Annotated in this window: 11 protein-coding genes and 3 tRNA genes; all 14 read right to left on the bottom strand. The window is 65.4% G+C overall.

Features of this window, described 5'->3' with window-relative positions:
* Positions 1–86 precede the first annotated feature (86 nt).
* Complete coding sequence (locus ACKLLE_RS08000; protein ID WP_064304852.1) at positions 87–854, bottom strand: thioesterase II family protein; 768 nt, start codon at positions 852–854, stop codon at positions 87–89.
* A gap of 317 nt (positions 855–1171) precedes the next feature.
* Positions 1172–1248 (bottom strand) — tRNA-Asp (locus ACKLLE_RS07995).
* A gap of 98 nt (positions 1249–1346) precedes the next feature.
* A tRNA-Asp gene (locus ACKLLE_RS07990) sits at positions 1347–1423 on the bottom strand.
* A gap of 79 nt (positions 1424–1502) precedes the next feature.
* Positions 1503–1578 (bottom strand) — tRNA-Val (locus tag ACKLLE_RS07985).
* Between the two features lie 216 nt (positions 1579–1794).
* Positions 1795–2568 (bottom strand): SDR family oxidoreductase, encoded by a 774-nt coding sequence (locus ACKLLE_RS07980; protein ID WP_009403104.1) that lies wholly within the window; start codon positions 2566–2568, stop codon positions 1795–1797.
* Complete coding sequence (locus ACKLLE_RS07975) at positions 2565–3776, bottom strand: O-succinylhomoserine sulfhydrylase (protein WP_009403103.1); 1212 nt, start codon at positions 3774–3776, stop codon at positions 2565–2567. The genes ACKLLE_RS07980 and ACKLLE_RS07975 overlap by 4 nt, the downstream gene beginning before the upstream one ends.
* A gap of 15 nt (positions 3777–3791) precedes the next feature.
* Positions 3792–5297: an amidophosphoribosyltransferase gene (gene purF, locus ACKLLE_RS07970; RefSeq protein ID WP_009403102.1), complete on the bottom strand. Its 1506-nt coding sequence runs from the start codon at positions 5295–5297 to the stop codon at positions 3792–3794.
* Positions 5298–5338: 41 nt separating this feature from the next.
* Positions 5339–5893 (bottom strand): CvpA family protein, encoded by a 555-nt coding sequence (locus ACKLLE_RS07965; protein ID WP_009403101.1) that lies wholly within the window; start codon positions 5891–5893, stop codon positions 5339–5341.
* Positions 5894–5993: 100 nt separating this feature from the next.
* Positions 5994–6695, bottom strand: a complete 702-nt coding sequence (locus ACKLLE_RS07960) for an SPOR domain-containing protein (protein ID WP_420057525.1) — start codon at positions 6693–6695, stop codon at positions 5994–5996.
* A 4-nt stretch (positions 6696–6699) separates the two neighbouring features.
* Positions 6700–7986, bottom strand: a complete 1287-nt coding sequence (gene folC / locus ACKLLE_RS07955) for a bifunctional tetrahydrofolate synthase/dihydrofolate synthase (RefSeq protein ID WP_420057524.1) — start codon at positions 7984–7986, stop codon at positions 6700–6702.
* Complete coding sequence (gene accD / locus ACKLLE_RS07950) at positions 7983–8903, bottom strand: acetyl-CoA carboxylase, carboxyltransferase subunit beta (protein WP_009403098.1); 921 nt, start codon at positions 8901–8903, stop codon at positions 7983–7985. The genes folC and accD overlap by 4 nt, the downstream gene beginning before the upstream one ends.
* Positions 8904–9143: 240 nt before the next feature.
* Positions 9144–9764 (bottom strand): phosphoribosylanthranilate isomerase, encoded by a 621-nt coding sequence (locus ACKLLE_RS07945; protein ID WP_420057523.1) that lies wholly within the window; start codon positions 9762–9764, stop codon positions 9144–9146.
* A 36-nt stretch (positions 9765–9800) separates the two neighbouring features.
* Positions 9801–10682 carry a tRNA pseudouridine(38-40) synthase TruA gene (gene truA / locus ACKLLE_RS07940; RefSeq protein ID WP_420057543.1) on the bottom strand — a complete coding sequence of 294 codons (882 nt, stop codon included), beginning with the start codon at positions 10680–10682 and terminating at the stop codon, positions 9801–9803.
* Between the two features lie 84 nt (positions 10683–10766).
* Complete coding sequence (locus ACKLLE_RS07935) at positions 10767–13736, bottom strand: motility hub landmark protein FimV (protein WP_420057522.1); 2970 nt, start codon at positions 13734–13736, stop codon at positions 10767–10769.
* Between the last annotated feature and the right edge of the window lie 84 nt (positions 13737–13820).

The raw sequence follows: 13820 nt of genomic DNA, 5'->3' as shown, positions 1-13820 counted from the left end.
CTGCTTGAATTCGGGCTTGGCAAAAAAGGGGGCGGGTGACGAAAAGAAAACGCGCCGGCCGAGCCGACGCGTGCTGTCGCGTTGGCTCAGCCGGCGGCTTGGGCGGGCTGGCGCCCGGCACGATTGCGCCAGCGGGACAGGTGCTCTTCGGCGTAGCGGCGGATCTGCCGGAGCAATTGGGCCTGTTCGTCGATCAGGTAGAAGTGATGGCCTTCGAACATATCGAGGGAAAAGCCGGTGCAGGTGTCCTCCTGCCAGTCCAGCAGTTCCTCGACCTTGACCGTGTCGCGCTTGCCGCCGAATACATGGATCGGCAGGTCCAGCGGCTCGCGCTGGCCATGGTTGAAGCTGCCGCAGAGCAGGAAGTCGGCACGCAGGATCGGCAGGATCAGTTCCAGCAGTTCCTGGTTGGCCAATACGCCTTCGCTGGTGCCGCCAAGTTCGCGCAAACGGTCGATCAGTTCGGCGTCGGTCTTTTCGCGGGCGTACTCGCTGACATCGCGACGGGACGGGCCGGCGGTGGCCGAAGCGAACAGGCACAAGGGTTGCGGCAGGCCGCGCTCGCGCAGCACATGGGCCAGCTCGAAGGCCAGCAGGCCGCCAAGGCTATGGCCGAACAATGCGTAGGGGCGGTCCAGCTCGACGGCAATTTCGTCGGCCAGCAGCCTGGCCAGGGCGGCCATATCGGTGTGCAGCGGTTCGTCCATGCGCATGCCGCGGCCGGGCAGCTCCAGCGGGCGAATGCTCAGCCAGGCAGGCAGCTTGTGCTTCCATGGGCTATAGCAGGTGGCGCTGGCGCCGGAATAAGGCAGGCAGAACAGGGTCAGGCCGGATGCGTCGCGTTCGATGCCCATTTTTCGTTTTCCTGTAGGTGCACGCCCCGGCCATGACAGCGGCCGGGCTTGTCTCCCAGAAGAACGGATGGCATGTGGAAATAATTAGTCGCATCTGCCGAACGAGATGCCGGAAACGACGCGGATCCTGTGGGAGCGGGTTTACCCGCGATGGCGATGGTGGATTCACTATGGTAATCGCGGGTGAACCCGCTCCCACAGGGATCGCGGTGTATTTGAGAGCGCGGTTTAGAACAGAACGCCAGAAACGAAAAAAGCGACCCGGAGGTCGCTTTCTTCGTTTTGCTTCGAGGAGTTCAAGGGCCTCGAGGCGGATATGGCGCAGCGGACGGGACTCGAACCCGCGACCCCCGGCGTGACAGGCCGGTATTCTAACCGACTGAACTACCGCTGCGTATCGCACAGGCTTTCGCCTGCTTGAAACTGGGATCTGGCCTGAAGGCTTCGGTACCTTCGGACCTCAAACCGGTCATGAACCGATCTGGAGAAAAATGGCGCAGCGGACGGGACTCGAACCCGCGACCCCCGGCGTGACAGGCCGGTATTCTAACCGACTGAACTACCGCTGCGCGATGTGGACTTGCGTCCTGTTCCTCTCTGGTAGACCGTTTCTTTCGAAGCGATCCGGGTCAGGAACTTCCCAGGAAGTGGTGGGTGATGACGGGATCGAACCGCCGACCCTCTGCTTGTAAGGCAGATGCTCTCCCGGCTGAGCTAATCACCCAAACTCATCAAACTTAACTTTCTGCTTTATCACCGCTTTCGCTGTGTTTCTGCTTTGTTACGTTTGCTTCGCTGAGGCCGCGAAATTTACGCAGGTAACGAACCTAAGTCAATAGCCCCATTGAAGTTTTTTTCAAAAAGGACAAAAAAGCTCATTCCCTCCTCCACCGCCCCAACCTCAGGCGCTAGCACAAACCTGCGATTCCTCAAGCGGCTGTCACTGGTAAATCATCTTCCGCGTCATGCCACCGTCGACGATGAACTCCTGCCCGGTCACGAACCCGGCATTCTTCGACAGCAGCCAGGCCACTGCCGCCGCCACGTCCTCCACCGTCCCCACCCTGCCCGCCGGATGCTGGGCATGGTCGGCGTCGCTGAGGGGCTCGGCACGCCGTGCGGAAGGATCACGGGCATCGATCCAGCCGGGGCTGACGGCGTTGACGCGGATCTCCGGGCCCAGGCTCATGGCCAGGGCATGGGTCAGCGCCAGCAGGCCACCCTTGCTCGCCGCATAGGCCTCGGTATCCGGCTCGGACTGGCGGGCACGGGTCGAGGTCAGGTTGACGATGGCCCCGCAGTGCGCACGCAGGTAAGGCGCGCAATGCTTGGCCAACAGCATCGGCCCGCTCAGGTTGACCGCCATGACGCGGTTCCAGTGGGCGAGGCTGAGGCTTTCGAGGGTGGTGTTGTGCGGATCGGCGATCGCCGCGTTGCACACCAGTGCATCGAGGCGGCCGAACTGGCCGAGGACTTCAGCCACGGCGAGGGTCACCTGGACTTCGTCGGACACATCCATGCCGACGAACCAGGCGTTGTCGCCCAGCACCTTGGCGACCTTGGCCCCGCGCACGCGGTCAAGGTCGGTGAGAACTACCTGCCAGCCCTCGGCGATCAGCCAGGCAGCGATGCCCAGGCCGATGCCGCGGGCGGCGCCGGTGACCAGCGCCACGCGACCGTTATGGCTACGCTCGGCAACCGACCAGTCGATCACAGCGCCGCCAGGCCACGGGCAAGGTCGGCCTTGAGGTCGGCCACGTCTTCCAGGCCCACCGCGACACGGATCAGGCTGTCGCGGATACCGGCCGCTTCACGTTCCTGCGGCGACAGACGGCCGTGGGAGGTGGTGCCCGGGTGGGTGATGGTGGTCTTGGCGTCACCCAGGTTGGCGGTGATCGAGATCAGCCGGGTGGCGTCGATGAAGCGCCAGGCGCCCTCCTTGCCGCCCTTGACCTCGAAGCTCACCACCGCACCGAAGCCCTTCATCTGGCGCTTGGCCAGTTCGTGCTGCGGATGGCTTGGCAGGCCGGCGTAGTGCACTTTCTCGATACCGTCCTGCTGCTCCAGCCATTCGGCCAGTGCCTGGGCATTGGCGCAGTGGGCGCGCATGCGCAGGTTCAGGGTTTCGAGGCCCTTGAGGAAGATCCAGGCGTTGAACGGGCTCAGCGAAGGGCCAGCGGTACGGATGAAACCGACCACTTCCTTCATCTGCTCGCTGCGACCGGCGACCACGCCGCCCATGCAACGGCCCTGGCCGTCGATGAACTTGGTCGCCGAGTGCATGACGATGTCCGCACCCAGTTCCAGCGGCTGCTGCAGCGCCGGGGTGCTGAAGCAGTTATCCACAACCAGCTGGGCGCCCTTGGCGTGGGCGATTTCCGCCAGCGCGGCGATATCGACCAGTTCGGCGAGCGGATTCGATGGCGACTCGACAAAGAGCAGCTTGGTGTTGGCCTTGAACGCCTGTTCCCACGCGCCCAGGTCGGCCAGCGGCACGTAGTCCACCTGGATGCCGAAGCGCTTGAAGTATTTCTCGAACAGGCTGATGGTCGAGCCGAACACGCTCTGCGAAACCAGCACATGGTCGCCGGCGCTGCAGAACGACATCACCGTGGCGAGGATCGCCGCCATGCCAGTGGAGGTGGCGACCGCCTGCTCGGCGCCTTCCAGGGCGGCGATGCGCTCCTCGAAAGCCCGTACGGTAGGGTTGGTGTAACGCGAATAGACGTTGCCTGGAACCTCGCCGGCGAACCGCGCCGCGGCATCGGCCGCGGTACGGAACACGTAGCTGGAGGTGAAGAACAGCGGATCGCTGTGCTCACCTTCCGGCGTGCGATGCTGGCCGGCGCGTACCGCCAGCGTATCGAAAGCGACCCCGTCGAGGTCGCTGTCCAGGCGCCCGGCATCCCATTCCTGTGTCATGCCGTTGCTCCTATATCAGTTGTTGTGAAGGTCGATGATCGCGCTGACCGCCTGGTTCTTGGCTTTCGCGAGGTCGTTGCGGGCCCGCTCGATGCGTTCCAGGTAGGCTGCGTCGACGTCGCCGGTGACGTACTGGCCGTCGAATACCGCGCAGTCGAAGTGCTCGATCTTGATCTTGCCGCCGCCAACCGCTTCGATCAGGTCAGGCAGGTCCTGGTAGACCAGCCAGTCGGCGCCGATCAGGTCGGCGACATCCTGGGTGCTGCGGTTGTGAGCGATCAGCTCGTGGGCGCTCGGCATGTCGATGCCGTAGACGTTGGGGAAGCGCACGGCCGGGGCCGCGGAGCAGAAGTAGACGTTCTTGGCGCCGGCTTCGCGGGCCATCTGGATGATCTGCTTGCAGGTGGTGCCGCGCACGATGGAGTCGTCCACCAGCATCACGTTCTTGCCGCGGAACTCCAGCTCGATGGCGTTGAGCTTCTGGCGTACGGATTTTTTCCGCGCGGCCTGGCCCGGCATGATGAAGGTGCGGCCGATGTAGCGGTTCTTGACGAAACCTTCGCGGAACTTCACGCCCAGGTGGTTGGCCAGCTCCAGGGCCGCGGTGCGGCTGGTGTCCGGGATCGGGATGACCACGTCGATGTCGTGGTCGGGACGCTCGCGCTGGATCTTCTCGGCCAGCTTCTCGCCCATGCGCAGGCGCGCCTTGTACACCGAGACGCCATCGATGATGGAGTCGGGGCGGGCCAGGTAGACGTGTTCGAAGATGCACGGCGAGAGTTTCGGGTTGGTCGCGCACTGACGGGTGTGCAGCTTGCCTTCCTCGGTGATGTACACCGCCTCGCCCGGGGCCAGGTCGCGGATCAGGGTGAAGCCGAGCACGTCCAGCGAGACGCTTTCCGAGGCAATCATGTACTCGACGCCTTCGTCGGTGTGACGCTGGCCGAAGACGATCGGGCGGATACCGTTGGGGTCACGGAAGCCGACGATGCCGTAGCCGGTGATCATGGCCACCACCGCGTAGCCGCCGACGCAGCGGTTGTGCACGTCGGTGACCGCGGCGAACACGTCTTCCTCGGTGGGTTGCAGCTTGCCGCGCACCGCCAGTTCATGGGCGAAGACGTTGAGCAGGACTTCCGAGTCGGAGTTGGTGTTGACGTGGCGCAGGTCGGACTCGTAGATCTCCTTGGCCAGCTGCTCGACGTTGGTCAGGTTGCCGTTGTGCGCCAGGGTGATGCCATACGGCGAGTTGACGTAGAACGGCTGGGCCTCGGCCGAGGTCGAGCTGCCCGCGGTTGGGTAGCGCACGTGGCCGATGCCCATGTGGCCGACCAGGCGCTGCATATGGCGCTGCTGGAAGACGTCACGGACCAGGCCGTTGTCCTTGCGCAGGAATAACCGGCCATCATGGCTGGTCACGATACCGGCAGCGTCCTGGCCGCGGTGCTGGAGGACCGTAAGCGCGTCATACAGCGCCTGATTGACGTTCGACTTACCGACGATACCGACGATGCCACACATGCGACGCAACCCCTACTTAATGAAACTGGACTGAACGGTGCTCACGGAGCTTTTGGCCCCAGGAGCTGTTCCTTGAACGGCAGATCAGCGGGAGCGCTGATTCCGCTGGCTAGCCACTGGCTGGTCAACCCCAGGATGAGGTTCTTCGACCAGTCAGCCACCAATAGAAATTGTGGCAAGAGCCGCGACTCCTGCCACCATGGATCCTGTTGTACCGGCCCCAGGCTCAACAGCCCGACGGCCACCACGACGAGCAATGCCCCACGGGCGGCACCGAAGGCCATGCCGAGGAAGCGATCGGTCCCGGACAGCCCGGTGACCCGAATCAGCTCGCCGAGCAGAAAATTGATCATCGCCCCCACCAGCAGGGTGGCGACGAAAACGATGGCGCAACCACCGATGACCCGGGCGGACGGCGTCTGGATATAGCTCTCGAGGTACTGCGCGGCGGAGCCGCCGAACATCCACGCCACCGCACCGGCGACGATCCAGGTGAGCAGGGACAGAGCTTCCTTGACGAAGCCGCGCTTGAGACTGATCAGCGAAGAAATGGCGATGATCGCGAGAATCGCCCAGTCGACCCAGGTAAATGCCACGGTGTTGCCTGCGAACGGTTGAGGCGGCGCATTTTACCAGAGCGCAGGACTATGGGTAAGCAGTGATTTGCCGTCCGGCGCAGGCGCTGGACGGCAGATTTCAGCCACGTTCGGGCTGGAAACGGACAACGAAGCCCTTGAGCTTCTGCTGGCGGCTGATGACATCGCGCAGGCGTTCGGCTTCGGCACGCTCGATGACCGGGCCGACGAACACCCGGTTCATGCCGTCGGCAGAACGGATATAGGCGTTATAGCCCTGGCTGCGCAGGGTTTTCTGCAGGGTGTCGGCGCTGGCCCGGTTGGACAGGCTGGCAAGTTGCACCGACCAGCTGACCGGCAGGCCATTCGGGTCGACCTTGCTGGCGCTGGCCTGGGTTGGCGCCGGGGTTTGCGTTGCCGGTTTGGCCGCAGCCGGGGCCGCCGCGACTGCCGGAGCAGGAACAGAAGCAGGCTTGGCCGCAGGCTGCGGGGTCGGTACCGGTGTGCTCGGCTTCGCTGCTTCCTGCTGGACAACCGGCTGCTGGACCGGCGCCTGCTGGACCGGGGCGATCGGCGTAGCCGGCGCCGTCTGCGGCTGGTCGGCGAGGCTCTCGTCGGGAATCACCTGGGGCTCGGGCACCTGTACCGGTTCGACCTGCACCTGTGGCAACGCCGGCACGGCGGGCGCCGCGGGGGCCTCGACCTTGACCTGGCGCAGCTCGTCCTGCTTGGTGAACAGCATCGGCAGGAAGATGACTGCCAGGGCCACCAGCACCAGTGCCCCGACCATGCGTTGTTTCATGACCTTGTCCAGCCCCGCCATTGGCTCAGTCCTCCATGGCCTGCCGGCCCAGCCACTCCAGGGCTTCGCCGACACAGAAAAATGATCCGAACAGCAGGATCTCGTCATCCGCCGTCGCCTGCGCGCACTGCCCCTCCAGGGCCTGTGCAACGCTGGAATAGGACTGCACCGCTGCACCAAGGTTCTCCAGTGCGGCTTGCAACTCGGCGGCCGGACGGCTGCGCGCAGTATCCAGTGTAGCCACGGCCCAATGACGAACATGCGCCAGCAACGGCTGGATCACGCCACCGAGGTCCTTGTCGGATAGCAGGCCGAACACCGCCAGGCGCTTGCCCGCGACCGGACGCGCCGCCAGGCGCTCGGCCAGGTATTCGGCAGCATGCGGGTTGTGGCCCACGTCGAGCAGGATATTCAGGGGTTTGCCGTTCCAGTGGAACTGGCGGCGATCCAGGCGCCCGACGATGCGCGCCTCCTGCAAGGCCTTGGCCACCACCGCGGCATCCCACGGCAGGTCCAGCAGCAGATAGGCCTGCAGGGCGAGCGCGGCGTTTTCCATCGGCAGGTCCAGCAGCGGCAGGTCGGGCAACTCGACGTCGCTACCGCGAGCATCGACACCACGCCATTGCCAGCACTGTTCGCTGTAGGCGAGGTCGAAATCACGCCCGCGCAGGAAGAACGGGCAGTTCAGCTCACGGGCCTTGTCCAGCAGCGGTTGCGGCGGGTTCAGGTCGCCGCACAGCGCCGGGCGGTCCTGGCGGAAGATCCCGGCCTTCTCGAAGGCCACGGACTCACGGGTGTTGCCCAGCCAGTCGGCATGGTCGACACCGATGCTGGTGACCACGGCAAGGTCCGCATCCACCAGGTTGACCGCGTCCAGGCGCCCGCCCAGGCCCACTTCGAGGACCACGGCGTCCAGCGCCGAGCGACTGAACAGCCAGAAGGCCGCCAGGGTGCCCATTTCGAAATAGGTCAGGGAAATTTCACCGCGGGCCGCTTCGACGGCGGCGAAGGCCTGGCACAGTTGCTCATCGCTGGCCTCGACGCCGTCGAGCTGCACCCGCTCGTTGTAGCGCAGCAGGTGCGGCGAGCTGTAGACGCCCACCTTCAGCCCCTGCGCCTTGAGCAGCGCGGCGATGAAGGCGCAGGTCGAACCCTTGCCGTTGGTGCCGGTGACAGTCACCACCCGAGGCGCCGGCTTGCCCAGCCCGAGCCGGGTCGCTACCTCGCGGGAGCGCTCCAGGCCCATGTCGATGGCCGAAGGGTGCAACTGCTCAAGGTAGGCGAGCCATTCGCCAAGGGTACGTTGGGTCATACGGTGGCAGGCGCCGGTGGCACGACTACCGCGTCAACCGCCGAAGGTACGTACTTCGGCGACGGCTGGCCGGTCATCTGCGCGAGGATCTTCGCCAGGCGCGGACGCAGTTCGGCGCGGTGGATGATCAGGTCGATGGCGCCGTGTTCCAGGAGGAACTCGCTGCGCTGGAAGCCTTCCGGCAGTTTCTCGCGCACGGTCTGCTCGATTACCCGCGGGCCGGCGAAGCCGATCAGGGCCTTCGGCTCACCGACGATGACGTCGCCGAGCATCGCCAGGCTGGCGGAAACGCCGCCGTAGACCGGGTCGGTCAGTACCGAGATGAAGGGGATGCCTTCTTCGCGCAGGCGCGCCAGGGCGGCGGAGGTCTTGGCCATCTGCATCAGGGAGATCAGCGCTTCCTGCATGCGTGCACCGCCGGAGGCCGAGAAGCAGACCATCGGGCAGCGGTTTTCCAGGGCGTAATTGGCAGCGCGGACGAAACGCTCGCCGACCACGGCGCCCATCGAGCCGCCCATGAAGGAGAACTCGAAGGCGCTGACCACGATCGGCATGCCCATCAGGGTGCCGCTCATGGAGATCAGCGCATCTTTCTCGCCGATCTGCTTCTGCGCGGCGGCCAGGCGGTCCTTGTACTTCTTGCCATCGCGGAATTTCAGGCGATCCACCGGCTCGAGCTCGGCGCCCAGCTCGTTGCGGCCTTCAGGGTCGAGGAAGATGTTCAGGCGGGTACGCGCGCCGATGCGCATGTGATGGTTGCACTTGGGGCAGACGTCCAGGGTCTTTTCCAGTTCCGGACGGTAAAGCACGGCTTCGCAGGACGGGCATTTGTGCCACAGGCCTTCGGGAACCGAACTCTTCTTCACCTCGGAACGCATGATCGATGGAATCAGTTTGTCTACTAACCAGTTGCTCATGCTTTATTTCTCCAGTAGCGGCGACCGGCAGGCATTGAGTGCCGGATCGCGCGTATGCCCTTGAGCTTCAAAAATGCTTCGGAAACACCGGCCGCAGCCGTGGGCGCGCCGAAAGCGCTGGCCCGGACGGCATGCGACCGCTCGTCGATTCGTATGGCCGGCCCAAGGGCCTGGCCTGGCAGCACTGGGCTGCGAAAGTTATGGACGATGCCTTGCCGGCCGTCGTCACATCGGCACGCATCACGCGCGGCGTACCGCATCGAGGAAGGCGTCGATGCGCGCCGCGTCCTTGATGCCCTTGGCCTGTTCCACCCCTCCGCTGACATCCACCGCATACGGCCGCACCTGGGCGATCGCCGCGCCGACGTTGTGCGGATTCAGGCCGCCGGCGAGGATGATCGGCTTGCTCAGGTGCCCGGGCACCAGCGTCCAGTCGAAGGCTTCGCCGGTGCCGCCGGGCACGCCGGCCACATAGGTGTCGAGCAGGATGCCGCTGGCCCGGGCGTAGCGCTTGCATTCGGCTTCCAGGTCATCCCCGGCACGCACGCGCAGGGCCTTGATCCACGGGCGGTGGTAGCCGTCGCACGCTTCCGGGGTTTCGTCGCCATGGAACTGCAGCAGGTCCAGCGGCACCGCTTCGAGAATCTCGTTGAGCTCGCAACGGCTGGCATTGACGAACAGGCCGACGGTGGTGACGAACGGCGGCAGCGCGGCGATGATCTCCCGCGCCTGCTGCATGCTTACCGCCCGCGGGCTCTTGGCGTAGAACACCAGGCCGATGGCGTCGGCCCCCGCCTGGGCTGCGGCCAGCGCGTCTTCCACGCGGGTAATACCGCAGATCTTGCTGCGAACGGCAGACATGGGCAGCGAATCTCCAGAGGGCGAAAGTCCCGGATGTTAGCAAATGACCGTCGGGTCGTCAGCCGTTGGAAACTCGAAACCGGTGAGGAAATGCGGGCCGATGAAACGCTTGGGCAGGACGAACTCCTCCGGGTATTCCACCTGCACCAGGTAGAGGCCGAACGGATGGGCGGTGGCCGCGGCCTGCCGGCGGTCGAGGCTGGCAAGGATCTGCGCCGCCCACTCCACCGGGCGCTCGCCGGCACCGATGGTCATCAGTACCCCGGCGATATTGCGCACCATATGGTGGAGGAACGCGCTGGCACGGATATCCAGGACGATCATCTTGCCGTGGCGGGTGACCCGCAGGTGGTGGATGGTCTTGATCGGCGACTTGGCCTGGCACTGGCCGGCGCGGAAGGCACTGAAGTCATGGGTACCCAGCAGGCAGCGCGCCGCCTCGGCCATGCGCTCGACGTCCAGCGGACGGTGGTTCCAGGTGACCTGGTCGCCAAGGTGCGCCGGGCGGATCTGGTCGTTGTAGATCACATAGCGATAGCGCCGGGCGAACGCCTTGAAGCGCGCATGGAAATGCGCCGGCATCCGCTCGGCCCAGGACACGCTGATGTCGTGGGGCAGATGGCTGTTGGCGCCCATGGTCCAGGCCTTGGGGTCGCGGATGGCACGGGTATCGAAGTGCACGACCTGGCCGCTGGCATGCACACCGGCATCGGTACGCCCGGCGCATTGCACGGTGATCGGCTCGGCGGCCACTTTCGACAGGGCTTCCTCGAGGGTCTGCTGCACGCTGAGCACGCCATCGCCCTGGCGCTGCCAGCCGCGATAGCGGGTGCCTTTGTATTCAACGCCCAGGGCGATTCGGTAAAAGCCTTCGGCGGCCACTTCGGACGCCGCGGTATCGATGATTTCCAAGGGAATAACAGCCTGTCGGTTACGCGATGGCGCGGATTATAACGACAACGGCAGCCACGAGGGCTGCCGTTGGTGGTACTGCCTGGCGGATCAGGCCAGCTTCGAGCGCAACTCGGCGGCTTCGCGGCGCTGGGCCTGGTCGCCTTCCTTGTTGACCTCGTCGAGGATGTCGCGGGCGCCGTCATGGTCACCCATGTCGATGTAGGCCCGGGCCAGGTCGAGCTTGGTGGCGACCTCGTCGGTGCCGGCCAGGTAATCGAAGTCGCCTTCGTCCGGCAGGCTGGCGGCGTCCTCGGCGGTGAAATGCGGCTCCAGCGACGGCGTTTCCAGGCTGGCGGAGAGCTTGTCCAGTTCGGCGTTGACGTTATCCAGCTCGGCAGCGAAGTTCTTCGACGCAGTATCGTCCTCGCCCGGCAGGGACAGGTCGAAGTCGTCCGGCAGCTCCAGCGGCGGCAGGTCGGCCTCAAGGCCCAGGTCGTTGTCGAAGGCCGCCAGTTCCGCTTCGATATCCAGCGGTGGGCGATTTTCGGTAGCGACGGTCGGGGTTTCATCCGGAACGCTGAGGTCGAAGTCGGCCAGGTCGGCGCTGGTGTCGGACTGCGCCTTGGTGTGCTCGTCGAGCAGGGCATCGAAGTCGATATCGTCGGCGCTGGCAGTCAGTCCGGATTCCGCTTCAGGCTGCGCCGGCGCTTGCGGTTCGGTAGCGGCGTAGTCCTGGAACAGGGCGTCGAAATCCACATCGTCATCGCTGGCGACAGGTTGCTCCGGCTCGGGTTCTGCTGCCGGCTCGGCTTCCGGCTGCGGTTCGACGGCCTGGGCTGCGGTGTGCTCCTGCAGCAGGCTGTCGAAGTCCAGGTCGTCTACCACCGGCGGCTCCGGCTCCGGGTCGGCTTGCGGCGCGCTTGCAGCAGCCTGGGCGGCCGTCTGCTCTTCCAGCAGGCTGTCGAAGTCCAGGTCGGCGAATGCGTCGGCATCCGACTCCGGCTGTGGAGCCTCGGCGCGGGGTGCTTCCGGGTTGTCCTGCAGCAGGGTGTCGAAATCCAGGTCGTCCAGCGACGGCGGCTCGGCCGACGGTTGCTCCTGTACCGGCTCCTGTACCTGCTCGCTGGCCTGTACCGCAGCCTGGTCGGCCGGGGTTTCCAGGTCCAGGCCGTCCAGATCGTCGAGGCTCAGGTCGAAGGCGCTGTCGAGATCATCATCGGCAGGCAGGTCATCCGACTCGGGCTGCGGCTCTTCCGACATCAGTTCTTCGACGAACTTTTCGTCCAGGCCACTGGCCACGGCAGCACCGCCAGCCGCTGCGGCAGCGACCGCAGCCACGGCGAGCATGTTGGGGAAACGGCTCTTGAGCGATTCGACCGCCGCCAGGTTCTGCGGATTGGCCTGCAGCTGGCGCTCCTGCATGACGAAGCCGGTACGGTCGCCCTGATGGGCATAGACTTCCATCAGCTTGAGGCGCAGGTCGCTGCGCTGCGGGAATTTCTCCACCGCCGGTTCCAGCAGGTTGGAAGCCTGCATCAGGCGGCCGTGGGCGATGCAATCGTCGATCTCGGCCATGAACGGATCGGCTTTCGGCTGCGGCTCGGGCTCGGCGACCCGCGGCTCGCTGACCTGCTCGGCGGCGGTGGCAGCAGCGGCGGAGGCCGCGACCACGGCCGGCGCCAGGGTGACGGTCGGCGGTACGACATCAAGGCCGTCGAAACTGCTTTGCGGCAGCTCGCGGTCAAGACCCAGTTCGTTTTCTTCGGCCAGTGCGCGGGCCATGCGCATGTGTTTTTCCGCTTCCTGCCGGGCCTTGCGCTTGCGTGCCAGCAACAGCAGCAAGAGCAGCAGTACCAGCAGCGCCGAGCCGGCGATCAGCGCCAGCAGCAGCGGGTTGCCAAGAATGCCGTCGAGCGCCGTGCTGCCCTGCCCCGCCGCCTGGGCATCGGCAGGCGCGGTGTCCTGCTCGGGGGCGGTATCGACCGCTGCCGGAGGCGGAGTCACCACCGGCTCGGCGGCCGGGGCCGGATTGGCCTGCAGCTGCGCGTCGATCACCGGCGCTGCGGCCACCGGGGCGGCCGGGGCGTTGCCCTGGGCTTCGAGGCGGGCGAGCTGGTCGTTCTTCAGGTCGATCAGCCGTTGCAGCTTGTCCAGCTGGCTTTGCAGATCGGAGACGCGACTTTTCAGCTCATCGCTTTCACGACGGCTGGCATCGAGGTTTTCCTGGGTCGTCGCGAGCTTGTCGCTCAGCGCCTTGTCGTTTCCGGCGGCAACCAGTTTCAGGTTGTCCTGCTGGGTAATGCGCGACGGCGCGGGCTGGGCGGCGTTGCGGCGGGTGGCGTCGAGCTGGCGGGCCTGGGGACCAAGGCGGCGGCCTTCGCGCCATGCAATGTTCTGTTCGTTGACCTCTTTCAAGGCCTGGGCCTGGGGAATGGCCTGGATCTGCTGCTGGTCCGGCATGCGCAGGACCTGGCCGGTCTTCAACTGGTTGATGTTGCCGTTGATGAAGGCGTCCGGATTCAACGCCTGGATCGCCAGCATGGCCTGCTGCACCGAGCCGCCCTGGCGCGAGCGCGCGGCGATCTCCCAGAGGGTGTCGCGGCGCACCGTGGTGTAGTTGGCCGGAGCGCTGACCGCCGGCGTCACGCCGGCAGCGGCCTGGGCGGCCTGCGGGGAGAACCGGGAAGGGTCGAGCAACACGCTGTAGTCGCGCAGCAGACGGCCTTGCGGCCACATCACCTGGACCAGGAACTTGACCATCGGCTCTGGCAGCGGCTGGCTGGAGGTGATTTTCAGCACGCTCTTGCCTGCCGGGTTGAGCACCGGGGTGAAGGTCAGGTCGTTGAGGAACGCCGGGCGCTCGACGCCGGCCTTGGCGAATTCTTCCGCCGGAGCCAGGCTCGGCTGCACGTCGGCGGCGCTCAGGTCACGCACGTCGAGCAGTTCGATCTCGGCATCGAGGGGCTGGTTCTGCGCTGACTTGAGGGTCAGTTCGCCAAGCCCGAGGGCATGCGCCATACCGGAAGACAGCGCCGACGCTGCGGCTATTGCTAATACCAGTTTGCGAATTCGAAGCATGACCTCATCCTTTGTTTTGAAGCGTCCCCGGGAACCGAGAAGAACTGAAGAACCGCCGTGAGGCTTATTACCGAACCGCTAGCG

The sequence above is a fragment of the Pseudomonas bharatica genome, from assembly GCF_048586865.1.
GTDB classification, from domain to species: Bacteria; Pseudomonadota; Gammaproteobacteria; order Pseudomonadales; family Pseudomonadaceae; genus Aquipseudomonas; species Aquipseudomonas bharatica.
The sequence above is the reverse complement of the archived record's forward strand: the minus strand, read 5'-3'. Positions and strand labels throughout refer to the sequence as shown.